This window comes from Pedococcus sp. P2_E2 (assembly GCF_056403955.1).
The window spans coordinates 217497-236228 of the sequence record NZ_JBFUEM010000007.1; the positions used below are offsets into that span (position 1 = coordinate 217497).

At 71.0% G+C, this 18732-nt stretch carries 15 protein-coding genes; 6 read left to right on the forward strand and 9 right to left on the reverse strand.

The genetic code is table 11. The features are described 5' to 3' along the window. Window positions 1-19: 19 nt before the first annotated feature. The 4 genes from AC1DWR_RS16470 to AC1DWR_RS16485 are packed head-to-tail and all read left to right on the forward strand — an operon-like array spanning window position 20 to window position 5374. The gene (locus tag AC1DWR_RS16470; RefSeq protein WP_477624811.1) at window positions 20-1693 is read left to right on the forward strand and encodes a S8 family serine peptidase; all 1674 of its coding nucleotides are present in this window, start codon (window positions 20-22) and stop codon (window positions 1691-1693) included. Then, window positions 1693-2286, forward strand: a complete 594-nt coding sequence (locus AC1DWR_RS16475) for an RNA polymerase sigma factor (protein ID WP_477614428.1) — start codon at window positions 1693-1695, stop codon at window positions 2284-2286. Before AC1DWR_RS16470 ends, AC1DWR_RS16475 begins: the two co-directional genes overlap by 1 nt. Then, window positions 2283-2807 (forward strand): hypothetical protein, encoded by a 525-nt coding sequence (locus AC1DWR_RS16480; RefSeq protein ID WP_477624812.1) that lies wholly within the window; start codon window positions 2283-2285, stop codon window positions 2805-2807. The genes AC1DWR_RS16475 and AC1DWR_RS16480 overlap by 4 nt, the downstream gene beginning before the upstream one ends. Window positions 2808-2848: 41 nt before the next feature. Further along, window positions 2849-5374 carry a CHAT domain-containing protein gene (locus tag AC1DWR_RS16485; protein ID WP_477624813.1) on the forward strand — a complete coding sequence of 842 codons (2526 nt, stop codon included), beginning with the start codon at window positions 2849-2851 and terminating at the stop codon, window positions 5372-5374. On the opposite strand, the gene cysE is transcribed toward AC1DWR_RS16485, so the two are convergent. Continuing rightward, window positions 5335-5934: a serine O-acetyltransferase gene (gene cysE / locus AC1DWR_RS16490; RefSeq protein ID WP_477614425.1), complete on the reverse strand. Its 600-nt coding sequence runs from the start codon at window positions 5932-5934 to the stop codon at window positions 5335-5337. The genes AC1DWR_RS16485 and cysE overlap by 40 nt on opposite strands. Window positions 5935-5963: 29 nt before the next feature. Next, window positions 5964-6890, reverse strand: coding sequence for a cysteine synthase A (cysK, locus tag AC1DWR_RS16495; protein ID WP_477624814.1), 927 nt, complete (start codon window positions 6888-6890; stop codon window positions 5964-5966). A 227-nt stretch (window positions 6891-7117) separates the two neighbouring features. Here cysK and AC1DWR_RS16500 point away from each other — a divergent pair, with 227 nt between their 5' ends. Further along, the gene (locus tag AC1DWR_RS16500; RefSeq protein ID WP_477624815.1) at window positions 7118-9463 is read left to right on the forward strand and encodes a (Fe-S)-binding protein; all 2346 of its coding nucleotides are present in this window, start codon (window positions 7118-7120) and stop codon (window positions 9461-9463) included. A 41-nt stretch (window positions 9464-9504) separates the two neighbouring features. On the opposite strand, the gene AC1DWR_RS16505 is transcribed toward AC1DWR_RS16500, so the two are convergent. The 6 genes from AC1DWR_RS16505 to AC1DWR_RS16530 all read right to left on the reverse strand — a co-directional run bounded on the left by AC1DWR_RS16505 (window position 9505) and on the right by AC1DWR_RS16530 (window position 16513). After that, window positions 9505-10266, reverse strand: coding sequence for a lysophospholipid acyltransferase family protein (locus tag AC1DWR_RS16505; RefSeq protein ID WP_477624816.1), 762 nt, complete (start codon window positions 10264-10266; stop codon window positions 9505-9507). 35 nt (window positions 10267-10301) lie between these two features. Continuing rightward, the gene (locus tag AC1DWR_RS16510; RefSeq protein ID WP_477624817.1) at window positions 10302-12734 is read right to left on the reverse strand and encodes a LuxR C-terminal-related transcriptional regulator; all 2433 of its coding nucleotides are present in this window, start codon (window positions 12732-12734) and stop codon (window positions 10302-10304) included. Between the two features lie 254 nt (window positions 12735-12988). Then, window positions 12989-13918, reverse strand: a complete 930-nt coding sequence (locus tag AC1DWR_RS16515; protein ID WP_477614420.1) for an ABC transporter substrate-binding protein — start codon at window positions 13916-13918, stop codon at window positions 12989-12991. Window positions 13919-13938: 20 nt separating this feature from the next. Next, window positions 13939-14754, reverse strand: coding sequence for an ABC transporter permease (locus AC1DWR_RS16520; protein WP_477614419.1), 816 nt, complete (start codon window positions 14752-14754; stop codon window positions 13939-13941). After that, a complete protein-coding gene (locus AC1DWR_RS16525; protein ID WP_477624818.1) occupies window positions 14751-15398 on the reverse strand; it encodes an ABC transporter permease in 648 nt (215 codons plus the stop codon). Before AC1DWR_RS16525 ends, AC1DWR_RS16520 begins: the two co-directional genes overlap by 4 nt. Next, the gene (locus AC1DWR_RS16530; protein ID WP_477624819.1) at window positions 15395-16513 is read right to left on the reverse strand and encodes an ABC transporter ATP-binding protein; all 1119 of its coding nucleotides are present in this window, start codon (window positions 16511-16513) and stop codon (window positions 15395-15397) included. Before AC1DWR_RS16530 ends, AC1DWR_RS16525 begins: the two co-directional genes overlap by 4 nt. Before the next feature lie 58 nt (window positions 16514-16571). Between AC1DWR_RS16530 and AC1DWR_RS16535 the strand changes: the two genes are divergently transcribed. Next, window positions 16572-18029, forward strand: a complete 1458-nt coding sequence (locus AC1DWR_RS16535; RefSeq protein ID WP_477624820.1) for an aromatic amino acid ammonia-lyase — start codon at window positions 16572-16574, stop codon at window positions 18027-18029. Here the strand turns inward: AC1DWR_RS16535 and AC1DWR_RS16540 are convergent. Continuing rightward, window positions 18026-18694 (reverse strand): alpha/beta hydrolase, encoded by a 669-nt coding sequence (locus AC1DWR_RS16540; RefSeq protein WP_477624821.1) that lies wholly within the window; start codon window positions 18692-18694, stop codon window positions 18026-18028. The two genes, AC1DWR_RS16535 and AC1DWR_RS16540, sit on opposite strands and share 4 nt — an antisense overlap. Window positions 18695-18732 lie beyond the last annotated feature (38 nt).

The following is an 18732-nucleotide window of genomic DNA, read 5'->3' on the forward strand; positions in this document are numbered from 1 at the left end:
ACGACCCTCAGGAGATCCGATGGCCGCATCAGCCCCCCCGCCGCCCCCTGGGCCGGGACCCACACCCTGGGTCGCGATCCCTCGCTCGGCGGCGCGGCGCCTGGACGTGCGGGTGCTCGACCCCGCCAAGGCGGTGCGGCTCGACGGCGACGACGCCCTCGCACCCACCTTGTATGCCGGTAACCGCCTGCTCGTTCGCGGCCTCGCCACCCAGTCGGCGCGGGGTCCGATCAGCGCGCTGAGGGGGATCGCGGAGCGGCTCGGCTACTCGGCCGACGCCCAGCGGGACGAGCGGTTCGAGGCGTTGCTGCGGCAGAACGAGCTGGAGGACCAGGTCGACGCGGCCATCTCCACGACGGTGGTGTTCACGCCGTTGCCGGACCGTCCCGTCGTGGCCCCGGACGCCTGGCTGATCCTGCAGACGCTGCGTGCCGAAGACCCGGAGTCGGCGAAGTCGGTGAGCCTCAGCCACATCGTGACGGCGTCGGGCTACGGCTCCGGCGTGGGGTACGGGTCCGGCGTCGGCTACGGCTCGGGTGTCGGCTACGGCTCCGGGGTGGGGTACGGCTCGGGCGTCGGCTACGGGTCAGGGGTCGGGTACGGCTCCGGGGTCGGTGAGGGGGACGTGCAGATGCCTGGCGGCGGCCCCTCGCCGCGGTGCCCGGTGGTCTGGGGTGGTCCGTCGCCGGCGCTAGGGGGCTACACCGCAGAAGGCTCCGAGAACGGGGCGGAGTGCGATGACGCGGGCGCCCCGGAAGGACCGGTCGTCGCGCTGCTCGACACGGGACTCGGGCAGCACCCCTGGTTCGGCTACGGCGTCATCCGGGACGTGACCGTCGACGGGATCCCCATCGGTGAGCGCTTCAGCACCGAAGACGACCCCGAGGGTTCCGGCTGCACCCTCGACCGGGTCAACGGCCTGCTCGACCCGTTGGCCGGGCACGGCACGTTCATCGCCGGGGTCGTGCGGCAACGCTGCCCCGAGGCCACGCTGATGGTCATTCCCGTCATGCACGGCGACGGCGTCACCGACGAGGCCTTCCTCGTCGAGACCCTCGGGCTCCTCTTCGTCCGCCAGCTGCTCGCCCACTCCGACGTCGACAAGGGACCGGCGATCGACGTCCTGTCGCTGTCGCTGGGGTATTACCACGAGACACCTGGGGCGTTCGACGACGAGCCGGCGTTCTGCGGGATCCTCCGGGCGCTGTCGAGCACCGGCGTCGCGGTGGTGGCCGCGGCCGGGAACGGCGGCACGAACCACGAGTTCTACCCCGCGGCCTTTGCGGTCGCGGGCGGTTTCGACGTGCCCCTGACGAGTGTCGGCGCGTTCAACCCGGACGGTTGCACGGTGTCGGTCTACTCCAACACCGGCCACTGGGTCCGCGCCTACCGGCGCGGGACCGCGGTCGTGAGCACCATGCCGACCACGTTCAACGGCAGCCTGCAGCCGGCCCTCGTCCAGCCTGCAGCAGCTGACCCCGCGGCAGGGCGCCCGCTGCGCGGGTCGTGCGACCCCGACGACTACTCGAGCGGGTTCGCCCTCTGGAGCGGCACGTCGTTCGCAGCGCCTGCGTATGCCGGCGACCTCGCTGCCTGGCTCGTCCGCGAGGGCTGGGCAGGGTTCGACTCATCGAGGGCTCGGGTCGAGGGGCTCACCAAGGCCCTCGGCGCGCTCGAGGGAGGCGAACGGTGATGCACGCCGAGGGCGGCACCCGGAGCCTGGCCGAACTGGCGGCGCGCGCGTTCGCCGACTACCGGGACGGGCGCCCGGAGGCGATGTCGCAGCTGGTGGACAGCACCACCACGCTGCTCTGGCACACCGCCCGGGCGCAGGGGCTCAGCGGCCCGCAGGCCGAGGACGTCGTGCAGAACACGTGGTTGTCGCTGGTCCAGCACGCGTCGGGGATCACCGACCCCCAGGGCGTGCTGAAGTGGTTGCTCACCACCACCCGGCGCGAGGCCTGGGCCGTGTCCAAGCGGGCCCGGCGCGAGGACGTCCGAGAGGACATGGGGGATGCGATGCCTGAGGTAGCCACGACCAGGGACGAGCCGGCCGAAGTCGTCGTCCGCAGCCAGGAGCAGGGCCTGCTCTGGCGCCACTTCAAGGACCTGCCGGAGCGGTGCCAGCAGCTGCTGCGGGTCATCGCCCTCGCCGACCGACCTGACTACGCGCAGGTCGCCGACGCGCTCGGCATGCCCGTCGGCAGCATCGGACCCACCCGCGGTCGGTGCCTGGCCAAGCTCCGAGGGGCGCTGCTCGGCGACCCGGGATGGGCGACGTCATGAGCGGCGACAGCGTGAGCGGCGGGGCCATCAGCGAGGGCTGGGAGGCCGACGCGCTCGGTGAGATCGACGACCAGGACCTCAGGGCCCTTGCGACGCTCCGGACCATCCTGCAGGCGAGTGACCCGGTGCCCAGCGGCCTGGCCGAGCGGGCCAAGTTCGCGATGTCCGTGGCCGCCCTCGAGGCCGAGGTCGCGGAGATCACGACGACGACCGCCGAGCTCGCCGGGGTGCGCTCCACCCAGTACGACCGCGCCGGGACCATCACGTTCTCCAGCGACCAGCTCAGCGCGATGATCACCATCGAGATGGTGGACGGCGGGAGCGCGCGGCTGAGCGGGTGGGTCACCACGGGACCCACGCACGTCGAGCTGCGCGAGCGGTCGCGCACCCAGGAGACCACGACCGACGACGCCGGCCGGTTCACGTTCGCCTCCGTCGAGCGGGGACTCGTCCACCTCGTCATGCGCCGGCTGGACGATCCTGGGAGTCGTCCGGTCATCACCCCCGCCATCGAGATCTGAGGTACGACATCGAGGTTGCTGACCACCAGGTCGCCGAGCTCTTGGCCCGAGCTCGGAACCTCAACGAGATCGGCCGGTTCCGCGACGCCGAGCGCAGTCTGCGGCGCGCCCTCGTGCTGGCGGACCGCCTGGACGGCGAGGAGCGGGTGTCGACGCGAGCGCGGCTCCTCATCACCCTGGCCTGGCCGACCCTGGCGCTGCACGGACTGGACCAGGCCCTGGCGATGCTGGCGGAGTCCCGTGAGCAGAGCGACTCCGCCCGCCTGCGCGCCCTGAGCTGGATCCAGGAGGCCGTCGTCCACGTCTCCTGCCAGGACTGGCGGTCGGCCCTCAGCGCCCTCAGCAGGCTCGGCGACACGGACGGGCTGCTCGCCCCCGGTGAAGAGGTCGCGGCCCGGATCAACAGTGGCCTGGCCCACCTCTCCCTGCTCGAGCTCGGGCCCGCTCGTGCCGATCTGATGACCGCGCTCGAGGTCAGCGTGGAGCACGGCCTGGTGGAGCAGGAGTTCAAGGTCCGCCACAACCTCGGCTGCCTCGAGTACTACGCGGGCCGGCTCCCGGAGGCCATCCGTCTGATGCGCGAGGCCGACGAGATGGACGTGCAGGTCGGCCGGGTGAGGGCTCAGCACGACCTGGCGCTGGTCCTGCTCGAGGTCGGGCTGCTCGACCAGGCGCGAGAGACGCTGACCCGCGCGCTCGACGAGGCCAGGCGCGACGGCCACCGCCTCGAGGAGGCCGACCTCCGGCTCGACCTCGCGACGACCGCACTGCTGCGCGACGAGCTCGCGACCGCGCGCGAGCACCTCGACGCCGCCGTGGTCGCGTTTCGCGCCAGGGGAGCGAGCGAGCGCCAGCGGAGCGCCGCGCTGCTGCGCGCCTGGGTCGCCGTGACGGAGGGGGTCGTGCCCCGCGGTCTCGACCGCACCCTCGCGCCCTGGTCTGGCGTCGACCGGCCGGTCATGCCCGACGAACGCCTCGCGGCGCGGGTGCACGTCGAGGCGCTGCTGCTGCGAGGACACGTCGACCAGGCCGGGTATGCCGTGCAGCGGCTGAGGGGGCGTGTGCGCCAGGGCTTCGCCGCCGACATGCACGACCGCCTGCTCATCGCGAAAGTGGCTGCGGCACAAGGCGACACAGCCACTTCCCGGAGAGTGGTCCGCTCGGCCATGCACCGACTGACCGGGCGCCAGGCACCGAGCCAGAGCGTCGAGATCCGCTCGGCCCTGGCCCTGCACGGTCACCGGATCGCGGACTTCGACGTCAACGACGCCCTCGCGAGCGGATCGCCCGTGCGGGTCTTCGACGCGGTGGAGCGCTGGCGCGCGGTGTCCCACCGCCTGCCCCTGCTGTCCACACCGGAGGACGGGCGCTCCGCCGAGCTGGTCGCCGAGCTGCGCCAGGCCCGTCGTGAGGGAGCCGCCCCCGGCGAGGAGGGCGCCCGCCAGCGCGCCCGCGCCGCCGAGCTCGAGTGGGAGGTCAGCCGCCTGGACTGGTCACGGGCCGAGGCCGGCGGGGTGGCCGCTGCGGTGGCCCCGGTCGGACATGCCGTCACTCGCGACCTGCTCGGGTCCCGTGGCGAACAGGCCCTGGTCTGGGTCGCGCAGGACGGGCAGGAGTACGTCCTGGTGGTGACGCCCAGGGGGACCCGGCTGCACCACGTGGGACCGGCCGCCGAGGTCGCCGCCCTGGCGGACCGACTCACGCGGGACCTGCACGCGCACGCGTTCGCCGCCACCAACCCAGCGCTGGAGGCGGCCGTCGGCCGAGCGGTGGCGGGCTCCCTGGCCGCGCTCGACGAGCAGCTCTTCGGCGACGTCGAGCTGGCCGAGGGGCCTGTCGTCGTGGTGCCGGGGCGGACCCTGATGGCGGTGCCCTGGGGCATGCTGCCCAGCCTCGCGGGCCGTCCGGTCACGATCGCCCCGTCGGTGACCCGCTGGTCCACCCCGCTCCTCGCGGCGGACGCGGTCCCGGCGGAGCGGCTCCGGGTCACGACGCTGACGGGGCCGAGGCTCGACCGCGCCGCCGCCGAGGCGGCCGCGGTGACCACGGCTTGGGAGAGGGTCGGTGCCCTGGTGACCCGTCACGAGGGAGCGACGGCGCAGACCGTCCGTGACGCCTTGTCCGGCGCTGGCCTGGTGCACGTGGCGGCGCACGGCACCCACGAGCGTCAGAGCCCGTGGTTCTCCTCGTTGCACATGGCCGACGGCCCCGTCTTCGCGCACGAGCTCCCGCGACGGGCGACCGCACACCACGTCGTGCTGTCGGCGTGTGATGTGGGACGGCTCGACCCACGCCCCGGGGACGAGCCCCTGGGGCTCACGGCCGCGCTGATGGCGCTGGGCGTTCGCAGTGTCGTCGCCCCCGTCGCACCGGTGTCAGACGTTGCGGCTGCCGACGCCATGGGCAGCTACCACCGCCACCTGGCCGACGGCGACTCCGCGTCCGAAGCCCTGGCCGCGACGCTCACCGAGCACCCGGGCGCTGGGGCGTTCTGCCTCTACGGCACCGACTGGCGGCCGGAACCCGCTCAGATCCAGAGGGCCGGATCCTTGAACATCGCCTCATAGGGATCTTCGTGACCCTGCGGGAACCGGATGACCGCGGGGATCCCCGTGGCAATCGCGCCAGCCGGAACGTCTTTGACCACAACGGAGTTCGCGCCGACCTGCACGTCGTCGCCAATGTAGACGGGACCCAGGATGCGGGCTCCGGCCCCGATCGTGACCCGCGACCCGACGGTGGGATGCCGCTTGACACGCTGCAACGAACGACCGCCCAGCGTGACGCCGTGATAGAGCATCACGTCGTCTCCCACCTCGGCCGTCTCGCCGATCACGACACCCATCCCGTGGTCGATGAAGAACCGGTGACCGATCACCGCACCCGGGTGGATCTCGACCCCCGTCACCGAGCGCACCACCGTCATGACGACGCGGGCCACCGGCTTCGCCCAGCCGCCGCGCAACCACAGGCGGTGGGCGAACCGGTAGGACCAGATGGCATGCAGCCCAGGCGAGTTCAGCGCGACGTCGACGCGCGACGTCGCGGCGGGGTCGCGGGCGATCGCGGCGTCGAGGTCGTCGACGATGCGGCTGCGCGCGCGCCGGGCATACAGGGCGAGGGTCACGGAAGAAGCGCCACCTTGGGTCGGGTCGGTCAGTCGAGCMGGTCGGAGAAGAGGATCGTCGAGAGGTAGCGCTCACCGAACGACGGGATGATGACGACGATCGTCTTGCCCGCGTTCTCGGGGCGCCTGGCGACCTGGTCGGCTGCCGCGAGAGCCGCGCCCGAGGAGATCCCGACGAGCAGGCCCTCCTCCTTTGCGGCGCGCTTGGCCCACTCGACCGCCGTCTCGGCGTTGATGTCGATGACCTCGTCGTAGACCGTGCGGTCGAGGATCTCGGGCACGAAGTTGGCGCCGATCCCCTGGATCTTGTGGGGACCGGGCTCGCCGCCGTTGAGGATCGGCGACTCAGCAGGCTCCACGGCGACGATCTGCACTCCCGGCTTGCGAGCCTTGAGGACCTGTCCGACCCCGGTGATGGTGCCGCCCGTGCCGATGCCCGCCACGACGATGTCGACCTGGCCGTCGGTGTCCTTCCAGATCTCCTCGGCCGTCGTCTTGCGGTGGATCTCGGGGTTGGCCTCGTTGGCGAACTGGCGAGCGAGGATTCCGCCGCGCTCGGCCGCGATCTCCTCGGACTTCGCCACGGCGCCCTTCATGCCCAGCGCACCTTCCGTGAGGACGAGTTCGGCACCATAGGCGCGCAGCAGCGCGCGGCGCTCCTTGCTCATCGTCTCGGGCATCGTGAGCACGACGTTGTAGCCGCGGGCCGCACCCACCATGGCCAGCGCGATCCCCGTGTTGCCCGACGTGGCCTCGACGATGGTGCCGCCCGGCTTGAGCTCACCGGCCGCCTCGGCCGCGTCGATGATCGAGACGCCGATGCGGTCCTTGACCGACGAGGCCGGGTTGTAGAACTCCAGCTTCGCGGCGACGGTGGCCTCACTGTCGATCAACCTGTTGATCCGCACCAGGGGCGTGTTGCCGATGAGCTGGGTGACGTCGTCATAGATGGGCATGCGCGCTTCCTTGCGTTCGTATGCCGCGTGCCTGCCGTGCGCGCGGACGTGGACGTTCGTCCTGTTCAGCGAACCAGACGTTATGCGTATTCCAACAGATCGTTATGCAATCTGGCAACGCGCTCTCACCCTCCGGGCGTCGCGAACGACGCGCACGGCATACGACTCGCCTTTGAGCCCGCTCACAATCCGGTAAGCAGTCGCTTACCGGCCAGTAGAGTGACGCCATGTCTGCGCTCGAGATCGTCGCGCTCGTCGTCTGTGGAGTGGTTGCCCTCGTGGGCATCGCCCTGTTCGCACGGGTCATCCGTCAGTTCTTGTCCGTCTTCCGGCTGGGTCAGCCGGACGGCACCCGCACGGGTGACAAGGGCACGAGGACGGTGACGCTGCTGCGTGAGTTCCTGGGGCACACCCGGATGTCGCGACTGCCGGTGGTGGCGGTGGCGCACTGGTTCACGATGATCAGCTTCGGGGTGCTGTTCTTCACCCTGCTCAACGCGTTCGGCCAGCTGGTCAAGGCTGACTTCACGCTCCCGCTGATCGGGCACTTCTTCCTGTACGAGTGGGTCACCGAGTTCTTCGCCTGGACCGGGCTGGTCGGCATCGTCACGCTGATGGTGATCCGGCAGAAGAACCACCCGCGGTCGGCCGCCGGTGAGGGCGGGCGTCGCTCGCGCTTCTTCGGGTCGACCTGGTGGCAGGCGTACTACGTCGAGCTGACCATCCTCGGCGTGACGATCTGCATCATCACCCTGCGAGCGCTGGAGTACGCGCTGGAGAAGCTCGGCGGGACGACCGGCACGACCGCGGTGGGGCACGCCAACGGACTGCACTACCCGCTGACGGGCTGGTTGGGCGGATTCTTCGACGGTGCCTCGGTGAGCACGCTGGAGAAGGTCGTCGTCGTGGTGGCGGCGGTGAAGATCCTCATCTCGTTCGCGTGGATGATCACCATCTCCCTCCAGCCGACGATGGGTGTGGCGTGGCACCGGTTCCTCGCGTTCTTCAACATCTTCCTCAAGCGGCACGCCGACGGCCGCACCTCCCTGGGTGAGCTGCAGCCGATGATGGTCAAGGGCGAGCCGGTGGACTTCGAGAACATCGAGGACATGGACGAGGACGCCGCGCTCGGGGTCGGCAAGGTCGAGGACTTCACCTGGAAGGGGCTGCTCGACTTCACCACCTGCACCGAGTGCGGCCGCTGCCAGTCCCAGTGCCCGGCCTGGAACACCGACAAGCCGCTGTCACCCAAGATGCTCGTGATGGCGATGCGGGACCACGCGCACGCCAAGGCACCATGGCTGCTGGCCACCGAGTCCGAGCGCGAGGGCCTGGGCGAGGATGCGGCGAAGCTTGCTGAGGTGCCGCTGGTGGGCGACACCGGCTACGACATCACCAACCCCCTCGCGGCCTACAACCCGCACGGGCCCGACGCGGTGATCGACCAGGACGTGCTGTGGTCCTGCACGACGTGTGGTGCCTGCGTCGAGCAGTGCCCGGTCGACATCGAGCACGTCGATGCGATCGTCGACATGCGCCGTTACCAGGTGCTGATCGAGTCGGCGTTCCCGAACGAGCTCGGAGGCCTGTTCAAGAACCTCGAGAACAAGGGCAACCCGTGGGGCATGGCGGCCCGGGCGCGGCTGGACTGGGCCAAGGACCTGCCCTTCCCGGTCAAGATCCTCGGCCAGGACGTCGAGTCCGCCGACGACGTGGACTACCTGTTCTGGGTCGGCTGCGCCGGCGCCTACGAGGACCGTGCCAAGAAGACGACCCGCGCGGTGGCCGAGCTGCTCGACCAGGCTGGGGTGACCTTCGCGATCCTCGGCGACGGCGAGTCCTGCACCGGTGACTCCGCCCGACGGGCCGGCAACGAGTTCCTCTTCCAGATGCTCGCCCAGCAGAACGTCGAGACCCTCAACGAGGCCGGCGCGACCAAGATCGTCGTCACCTGCGCGCACTGCTTCAACACCATCAAGAACGAGTACCCGCAGCTCGGCGGCAAGTACGAGGTCGTCCACCACACCCAGCTGCTCAACCGGCTGGTCCGCGAGAAGAAGCTCGTCCCCGTCGCCCGCCCCGCCGACGTGCCGGGCAAGTCGTCGAACAAGGACGTCGCCTCCACCGCTGCCACCGTGACCTACCACGACCCGTGCTACCTCGGCCGGCACAACGGCGTCTACGCCCCGCCACGTGAGCTGATCGGCGCCCTGCCCGGTGTCGAGCTCAGGGAGATGGAGCGCACCAAGGAGAAGTCGTTCTGCTGCGGCGCCGGCGGTGCCCGGATGTGGATGGAGGAGAAGCTCGGCACGCGGATCAACACCAACCGCACCGAGGAGGCCATCAGCACGGGCGCGGAGCGGATCGCCATCGGCTGCCCCTTCTGCCGCGTCATGATGTCCGACGGCCTCACCGCCGCCCAGTCCGAGGGCAAGGGTGAGGACGTCGAGGTCGTCGACGTGGCCCAGATGCTGCTCGCCGCGGTCAAGCGCCGCGACGACCCCCAGTCGGCCGCGCCCGAAGCCATCGAGCCCGAGCCCACACCGGACCCCGAGCCGCAGCCCGTCGCCTGAGGTGACGTGTGCCGCGGGGCCAGCCCCGCGGCATACGCGTGTCAGCGGGGCGTGTCGGCCCTGCGCACAGCGGCTTCGTCGAGCTCCCGCGCGACGGCGACGGTCGGCGCCCCGCCACCTCGTGAGGCGGGCCACCACCAGGCGCCGGCCAGATCGCTCGGCGGCTGGGGATAGCGCGCCACGAGCTCGTCGACCATGGTGGCCAGCCGTTCGTGCAACCGGCGGGTGAGAGCCTCCGCGGTCTCCCCCACCAGCGGCACGAGCGGCTCGCCGACCAGCACGTCCACGGCCTTGCCGCGACGCAGTGAGTAGCGGCCGTCGACGGTGAAGATGCGGTGGACCCCCCAGTGCGCCACCGGGACCAGCGGCGCTCCGGTCGCCAGGGCGAGGTAGGCCGCGCCCCGCCGGAAGTCCGCTCGGTCCTTGACGACGAACGCCCGCCCGATCGTCGCCTCGGGATAGACCCCCACGACCTCACCGGCCCGCAAGGCACCGAGCGCCTGTCGGGCCGCGAGCTCCCCGTGCGCACGGTCGACCGGCAGGTGCCGCATCGCGCGCATCAGCGGACCGGACAGCCGCGACCGGAACACCGACTCCTTGGCCATGAACCGCACGAGCCTGCCCCGTCGCGCCCCGGCCAGTCCGACGAACATGAAGTCGAGGAAGCTGCTGTGGTTCGCGGCGACGACGACCGGCCCCTTGGCCGGGAGGCGATCGGCACCGGACACCGTGATCCGCAGGTCGAGCGCGCGGAACAACCCGCGGCAGAGCCCGATGACGAGGCGATAGGTGAGGTCCGGCACGGCAGGCATTCGGAGCCGCGACCGCAGGCGGATGCTCAGGCGATCTCGACCATCAGGGCCGCGAGCTTGGCGCGCGAGGCGATCTCGAGCTTGCGGAAGATGTGCGACAGGTGGGCATCGACCGTGCGTGGTGACACGAACAGCTGCTCGGCGATCTGCCGGCTGGTGAGCCCCTCGGCCACGAGCTCGGCGACGCCGCGTTCGGCCTTGGTCAACACGTGCAGCGGCGAGGACGACGCCTCGGGCGCGACCTGACCGGCGCACAGGGCCGTCACCGCGGCGACACCCTGCGCGGTGAACTGACCGCGCTCGAGCCAGCCGGTGGGACAGTCGCGAATCGCGCCCGCGGCATACACGACGCCCGGGCGGTCGCGGCCCACGGCGCGGCGACTGACGCGCAGCGCTGCCGCGGCCCCCGCAACCGGCCGGTATGCCGCCGTGCCCGTCTCCGCGGCGATCGCCGCCAGGCCGTCGAGCGCGTCCGCAGCCCGCAACGGCATCGGGACCTCGGTCGCCCGCCGCAGCACGGACAGGTAGGAGGCCTGCGCCTGCCCGGGTTCGCCGAGGGACATCAGGGCGTCGGCCACGAGCAGCCTCGCCTCGATCGCGTCCCGTCCCAGCTTGCTGCTGTCCGCGAGCACGACGATGTCGGCGGCCTTTCCCGTGGCCCGGCTGACGTCGCCGGCCGCCAACAGTTCGCGGGCGTCCTGGAGCTGGACGACCAGGCGCACGGCCCAGGGCAGCGTCTCGGCGTCCACGGCCAGGCCCGGCTCACCCGAGACCATGCGGTGCATGGTGTCGGCGAGCAGCGCGATGCGGTCCTCGCGGATCTCCTCGGCCTGGGTGCGGGCGAACAGGGCCAACGAGGCCGCCTCGACCAGGCGCCCCTGCTCCCAGGCGATCTTGGCCTGCATCGTGCGTGCGGACAGCGCGATCCACACCTCGTCGGGGGGAGGCGAGTCCACGATGACAGTCGCCAGCTTCTCGGCCTCGGCGAAGTCGCCTGCCGAGACGAAGACGTCCATGAGGGTGCGTCGCACCTGACGGATGACGTAGGGGTCGTCGCCGCCCAGGGCGAGGGTTCGCTCGGCATCGGCGCGCGCCGCCGCAAGGTCGCCGGCGTCGAGGTGCATCTCGGCGCGGATGGCCGCGGTGCGGGCCAGCTCGACGTCGCGCATCGGTCCGTCCAGGGCACTCGCGTGCTCCTCGGAGCGGTGCAGCAGGCGGAGCCCTTCGTAGGTGCCGCGCACCTCTGACGCGCAGATGCCGGCTCGGCGGGCCAGCTGCGAGCCGATGATCGGCGGCCCGTCGCCGCTGGAGAGTGCAGCGTCCATCATGTCCAGGGCTTCCCGGGCCCGCATGGCGGCCGAGAGGGACGGAAAGGCCCGGTTGGCGATGGCGTAGCCGCGCGGCCGGGTGGCTTCGACGGCACAGGCCTGTCGAACGGCGGTGTCGACGAGGGCCAGCTGGTTGAGGAACGGCGCATCGGCGGACCCCTCGTTGACGGCCTGCGGAATGACCCGGTCGGCCCAGGCGAGCAGGCCGGTCAGCGACTCCTGGGCATCGTCCGTGGCCTCGGCGAGGGCGCGACCCACCTCCCGCATCGGTGGCAGGAGGTCGAAGCTCCCGTCGGGGTTCACCTCGACGAGGCTGCGCCGAGCCAGGGCCGACGCGAGCTGGACGGCCTGGGGCCGACTGACGCCACACACGTCCGCGAGGACATCGAGCCCGAGCGGGCGGCCGATGATGGCGAGTCGCCGGAAGCACTGCTGCTGCTCGACGTCGAGCAGGTCGTAGGACCGTCTCACGGCCTCGGCGAGGGTCCCGACCGGCGGGACGTCGCTGACCCCGATGAGCGCGATCTGGACGGCCAGCTGCTCCACCAGCGAGGGCAGACCTCCACTGGCCCGCAACAACCGCCGCAGGATGGCGTCGTGCTTGTCGAGGTCGACGGAGTGCCCCCCAGCGGCGGCCACTCGGGCCAGCAGCAGCTCGAGCGCCGGACCCTCCAACGCCCCCCGAGCGGAGGGCACGGGCAGCGGTGGCAGCTTCATCACCTGCTCATGGGGCCGCCCCGCCACGGTCGTCGCGGTGCACAGGAGCTTCCAGTCCTCGGCGTCCTCGACGAGGTCGTTGAGCACCTCGCCGAGCCCCTCGATCGCGTCCACGCCGTCGAGCACCAACAACGTGTCGCGACCGTCGAGGGCTCGCTTGAGCGCCAACGTCGGCGAGTCACCGGGAGCCACCTCGGCATCGAGGGCATCGAGACACGCGGTGACGAGCGACTCCGTCGTCGAGTGTCGGTGGGCGGGGACCCAGGCCACGGCCGGAGCGCTGCTCGCAGTGTGCCGGGCCACGAGGGTCTTCCCACACCCGGGCGCGCCCGTCAGCGTCACCCACCGACTGCCGCCGAGCAGAAGTCGGAGGCGATCGAGATCCTCGTCGCGACCCACGCACGGAGTCAGCATCCGGACAGGCTATCGAAAACCTGCTGGCCAATATCGGTGGTTTCACTGATGCCGACCTCGACCCTCCCCGGGCACTCTCGTGGACAACGGAGATCACTGGATCCGACGTTACGGGAGGCGCGGAGGGGCACCTCCCGAAGCGGCGGATCTGGGATTGGCGGACCGGGGGGTCACGCCGAAAGGCCGGGTGTGGCTTCCGGGGGGAAACCACACCCGGCCTTCATCCTGTCCGGGGTCCTACGGCTGACGAGTGGTCAGCTCAGGCTGTTCTTCGTCAGGAACTCCTTGGCCACCGTGTCGGCGTCCTTCTTGTCGACCACGACCTCCTTGAGGAGGGCGGCCAGGGTGGGCGTGTCGAGCTTGGCCGACACGGCGTTGAGGGCTCCCTCGATGGTCGCGTTGCTCTTGCTCTTGGTGATGAGCGGCACGACGTTCTGGGCGGCATACATGCTCTTGGGGTCCTCGAGCGCCACGAGGTCGTTGGCCGCGATGCTCGGGTCGGTGGTGAACAGGTCACCAGCGTCGATCTGGCCGTTCTTCAGGGCGGCCAGCGTCAGCGGGCCACCCGCGTCGAGCGGACGGAAGGTCTTGAACTCCAGGCCGTAGATCGACTTGAAGCCGGGCAGACCCGTCAAGCGGGTCTTCCACTCGGGCGGGCCACCCACCGTGAGCTTGTCGGACTTGCCTGCGAGGTCCGCGATCGACTTGACCCCGAGCTCGTCGGCCTTGGACTTCTTCATCACCAAGGCGTCCTTGTCCTCGGCGGCCGACTTGTCGAGCACCGTGAGGGTGGCCGGCAGCGCAGCCTTGAGCTCGGTGTAGACGCCCTCGCTGTCCGTGGCCTTCGCGTTCTTGTTGAAGTACTGGCTCAGCACACCGGTGTACTCGGGGATGAGGTCGATCGACCCGTCCTGGAGAGCCGGGATATAGGCCTCGCGGGCACCGATGTTGAGCTTCTTCTCGACCTTGACGCCCTTGGCCTCGAGGGCCCCGGCGTAGATCTCGGCCAACAGGGCACTCTCGGGGAAGTCGGCCGAGCCGACCTTGATGGTGCCCGAGGCTGCGCTGGAGCTGCCGCTGCTCGTCTTGGTGGCGAGCGGGTCGCCACCGGAGTTGCCGCACGCGGCGGTGGCCATCAGAGCGGCCGCCGTGGCGATCGTCAGGGTCATCTTGCTGAACTTCACGAAACCGCTCCTACCGTTGGTCAACTGGACTGGGAATCCACCGTACGCCGCGGCGCCTGAATCTCTACATCGAGGGGGGTATTTGATCGCTGGCTGGACACCGTCGACCCTCCGGTGGACCGTCGGCCCGGCCGCCCGCCGGCCCGGCCCGTGAGCCCGGGCGACACGGCATACCGCTGCACCACCGCGAGCAGGAGGTCGACGACCAGGGCGAGGACGGCCACCAGCAGTGCGCCGCCGGCCATCTGCGGGAAGTCCCTGACCTTCTGCCCGTCGATCAGGAACCGGCCGAGGCCGCCGGTGCCGGCCACGGCCGCGAGGGTGGCGGTGGCGATCACCTGGAGGGTGGCCGAGCGGAAGCCCGAGAAGATCAAGGGCAGCGCGTTGGGCACCTCGACCCTCGCCAGCACCTGGCTGCCCGTCATGCCCATGCCCTTGGCCGCATCGCGGGCGGCAGGGTCGACGCCCTCGACACCGGCATAGGCGCCCGCCATCAGCGGCGGGATCGCCAGGACGACGAGCACGATCAGGCTGGGGACGAGGAAGGCAGAGTCGCCGGCGAGCTTGGGGAAGAGCCACAGCACCATGAGGTAGAGCAGACCCAGACTGGGGATCGCCCGGGCAGCACCGGCGAGGTTGACGACGAAGAACCGGCCGCGCCCGGTGTGGCCGATGACCAGTCCGAGCGGGATCGCGATGAGGGCCGCGACCAACAGCGCCACGCCGGAGTACCAGAGGTGCTCGACGATCCGCGCCGGGATGCCCTCGGACCCGGACCAGTTGATCGAGTCGGTGAGCCACGAGAAGGTCTGGTTGATGACGCTCGACGCGATCATGCCCGGCCCCCCGTCGCCCGCAGCCAGGGCGTGAGCACCTTGGTCAGCACGATGATGATGGCGTCGAAGGCCAGGGCGAGCACGATGCAGGCGGCGATGCCGACGAACAGCGGGTCGTAGAAGTCACGGTTGAACCCGTCGCTGAAGAACAGGCCGAGCTGGTTGATGCCCAGGACCGTCCCCACACTGACGATGCTGACGTTGCTCACCGCGGCCACGCGCATGCCCGCCGAGATGACCGGCACCGCGAGCGGCAGCTCGATCGCGAAGAACCTCTTGACGCGGGTGTAGCCCATCGCCGTCGCGGCCTGTTGGACGTGGTCGGGCACGGCGCCGAGACCGTCGGCGACGGTGCGCACGAGCAGGGCGACGGTGTAGAGGGTCATCGCGATGAGCACGTTGCCCGAGTCGAGGATCGGCAGGCCGGTGATGGCCGGCAGCAGGACGAAGAAGGCCAGGCTCGGGATCGTGTAGAGCAGCCCGAAACCGGCGGTGAACGGCGCGTAGAGGACCCTGTAGCGCCTCGCCAACCACCCCAGCGGCAGGGCGATGAGGAGCCCGAGGAGCAGGGGCACGCCGGAGAGGTAGGCGTGCTGCACCCCGCGGCTCAGCACCTCGTCGAGGTGGTCGAAGAACCAGGTCATGCCGCCGGCGCCCCCGGCTTGCCGGGGTCTTGCAGCTCCGGCCGGTCGGTCTGCTCGATGGCGGTCAGCACCTCGTGGGCCCGGACGGTGCCGACCAGTGCGCCGGAGTCGTCGACGATCACGCCGCGACGGCTCGGGCTGGACAGGGCGGAGTCGAGGGCCGAGCGCAGCGGTCCGCTCGCTCGCGCGACGGTGCCACCGCGGTGCAGCAGCTCGGTGCGGACCTCGCCCTTGACGCGCCCCGGCTCGACCCAGCCGAGCGGGTGGTTCTGCTCGTCGACCACGAGCACCCAGTCGGCGTCAATGGTGTCGACGCGCTCGCCCATGCCGACGGTGCGCTCCGCTGCCAGCGGCAGCCGCGGCGTCGCCTGGAAGGACAGCGCGCGGTAGCCGCGGTCGCGTCCCACGAAGTCCGCCACGAAGTCGTCGACCGGGTGGGAGAGGAGGTATGCCGGTGCGGCGATCTGGGCGAGGTGTCCCCCGACCTTGAGCACGGCCACCTGGTCGCCGAGCTTGATGGCCTCGTCGATGTCGTGGGTGACGAAGATGATCGTCTTGCCGAGGTCGCCCTGGAGCCGCAGGAACTCGTCCTGGAGCTGCTCGCGCACCACCGGGTCGACGGCGCTGAACGGCTCGTCCATGAGCATGACGGGCGGGTCGGCCGCGAGGGCCCGCGCGACGCCGACGCGCTGCTGCTGGCCGCCGGACAGCTGCGCGGGGTAGCGCTTGGCGAACGCCGGGTCGAGGCCGACGCGCTCGAGGAGCTCCATGGAGCGCTTCCTGGTCTCGGTCTTGTCCATGCCGAGCAGGCGCGGCACGGTCGAGACGTTGTCGAGCACGGTGCGGTGCGGGAACAGGCCGGCGTGCTGGATGACGTAGCCGATGCCGCGTCGCAGCTCGGACTCCTTCATCCGCCCGGTGTCCTTGCCGTCCAGCGTGATCGTGCCCGACGTGGGCTGGATCATCCGGTTGATCATGCGCAGGGACGTCGTCTTGCCACACCCGGAGGGGCCGACCAGCACGGTGATCTTGCCGCTGGGTGCCTCGAAACTGAGGTGGTCGACGGCGACAGTGCCGTCGGGAAACTTCTTCGTGACACCGTCGAAGGCGATCATGCGGATCAACCTAACCCAGCACACCGACAATCGACACCGACCAGCGATACTTGGCGGCGTGACGCAACCCGTGCACCTCGACGGCCACAGCCTCGATCTCGACGCGCTGGTGCGCGCCGCCCAGGGTGCCCCCGCGTCGATCGAACCGGCGGCCATGGAGACGGCAGAGCGCTCGCACCGCCATGCGGCAGAAGTCAGTTCACGTCGGTCGGTCTACGGGCGCACCACCGGGGTCGGTGCCGCGCGTGACGAGAGCACCGACTCCAAGGTCGACCACGGGCTGCGGCTGCTGCGCTCGCACGCGGCTGGCTGGGGGGAGGAGATGCCGTCGTCGGTGGTCCGGGCGGCGTTGGCAGTGCGAGCCAACCAGCTGCTCGCGGGCGGTTCCGGCGCCAACCCCGCGCTGGCGCAGGCGCTGGCCGATCTCGTGGGCGCGCCAGCAGCGGACCTGCCAGTGGTGCACCGCTACGGCTCGCTCGGCACGGGGGACCTCACCGCCCTCGCCGAGGTGGGCCTCGCCCTCATCGGTGAGCGCGAGCGCGCCGGCGGCGGGCACCGCGCGGACCTGGAGCTCACCTCCGCCGATGCCCTGCCGCTGATGTCGTCCAATGCGTTCGCCATCGCCGAGACGGGCCTGCACGCCGCGTCCCTTCACGCCTTGGCGCGCGCAGCAGACACGGTCTGTGCGCTGAGTTTCGTTGCCCTACAAGGAAATCCTGAGGCCATCAGCGAGACGGCCGCAGCGGCGACCCCGTTCCGGGGGGCACGCGAGGTCATCCGCGTGCTCCGCGAGCTGTTGGCCGACCAGCCCGGGGAGCCGGCTCACCTCCAGGACTTCTTCGGCCTGCGCACCTGGCCCCAGGTGCACGGACCGGTCCTCGACACGATCCTCGACCTCAAGGCCGTGGTCGAGACCGCAGCGAACACCGCCTCCGAGAACCCCCTCTTCACTGGTGCGGGGGACGTCGCCGAGGTGACGCACCACGGCGGCTTCCACGCGGCATACCTGGTGCTGGCGGTGGACACGACCCTGCTGGCGCTGACGCGCTCGGCGCAGGCAGTGCAGTCGCGGATCAGCCACACGCTCACCGACTCCGACAGCGGGCTGCCGCTGTTCCTGTCCGACTCCACGATGGGGTCCTCAGGGGTGCTGATCGCGGAATACGTTGCGGCGTCGGCGTTGTCGACGATTCGCGGGGTGGCCTCGACGCCGTCGAGCGTGCAGACCGCGGGGGTGTCGGCCGGCATCGAAGACGACGCGAGCTTCGCGGGACAGGCGGCCCTGCGGCTGGGCGACGCGACTGCTGCCTACCGACGGATGCTCGCCGTGGAGCTCGTGTGCACGGTGCGGGCGCTGCGGATGCGCGGCGTGGCGCCGGTGGGCGAGCTGGGCGAGGCGTTCGCGCGGTGCGAGAGCCTGCCCGCGGGCATCGAGGACCGTGACCTCTCGCCCGAGCTCGCCACCGCCGAGCGCATCGTGGAGCGGTATGCCGTGTCGACGCCGGAGCATCGCTAGACCTCGGCGGGGCCGCTCGGACAGGGCTGGTTCTCCTCGAGGCCATCGGGGGCCAGCAGGTGGGTGGCGAGGAAGGCCGCGGACTCGCTGTGCCAGCGGGCGGCCTGTCGCAGCATGGCGTGGCTCTCGCCCTCGACCGCGTCGTAGGTGACGTCGGCGCCCAGCGCTCCCATCGCCGTCGCCAGCGCGCGCGACGCTCGGGGCGAGGTCATCCGGTCGAGGGTCCCGTGCATGAACAACACGTGCAGCCCCCTGTGCCAGCGGGCACGGTCCTTGGCTTCGACCCAGGGAGCCAGGGCGACGATCGCGGTGACGCGCTCGTCGTCAGCGAGGTGCAGGGCGACGCGGCCACCCATCGAGTGACCCAGCAGGCCGATCGGCACGCCGGGGTACTTCGCGGCGATCTGTTCGAGGGCGAGGCGGGTGTCCGCGAGGGGACTGGCCTGGTCGCCGTTCCAGCCGCGCACGGCATAGCGGATCGAGGCCACCGCGATGGCACCGCCGCCGGCCTCACCAACGGCACGCGCGAACGGCGCCATCCGCAGCACGGCTCCCTGCCACGGGCGGACAGGGCGGCGGCTGCGCGACTTGCCGCCGTGCAGGACGAGCACGACGGCGCGCGGCTGGTCGACCTCGATGGGCCAGAGCAGTCGGGGGGCGCGCACGGGTTCTCCTCACGGATCGGACGGTCGCAGTATTTCGT

What these genes read in the sequence shown, in the direction of transcription:
- AC1DWR_RS16470 (WP_477624811.1), top strand. Translation starts at nt 20, where the DNA reads ATGGCCGCATCAGCCCCCCCGCCGCCCCCTGGGCCGGGACCCACACCC.
- AC1DWR_RS16475 (WP_477614428.1), top strand. Translation starts at nt 1,693, where the DNA reads ATGCACGCCGAGGGCGGCACCCGGAGCCTGGCCGAACTGGCGGCGCGC.
- AC1DWR_RS16480 (WP_477624812.1), top strand. Translation starts at nt 2,283, where the DNA reads ATGAGCGGCGACAGCGTGAGCGGCGGGGCCATCAGCGAGGGCTGGGAG.
- AC1DWR_RS16500 (WP_477624815.1), top strand. Translation starts at nt 7,118, where the DNA reads ATGTCTGCGCTCGAGATCGTCGCGCTCGTCGTCTGTGGAGTGGTTGCC.
- AC1DWR_RS16510 (WP_477624817.1), bottom strand. Translation starts at nt 12,734, where the DNA reads ATGCTGACTCCGTGCGTGGGTCGCGACGAGGATCTCGATCGCCTCCGA.
- AC1DWR_RS16520 (WP_477614419.1), bottom strand. Translation starts at nt 14,754, where the DNA reads ATGATCGCGTCGAGCGTCATCAACCAGACCTTCTCGTGGCTCACCGAC.
- AC1DWR_RS16525 (WP_477624818.1), bottom strand. Translation starts at nt 15,398, where the DNA reads ATGACCTGGTTCTTCGACCACCTCGACGAGGTGCTGAGCCGCGGGGTG.
- AC1DWR_RS16530 (WP_477624819.1), bottom strand. Translation starts at nt 16,513, where the DNA reads ATGATCGCCTTCGACGGTGTCACGAAGAAGTTTCCCGACGGCACTGTC.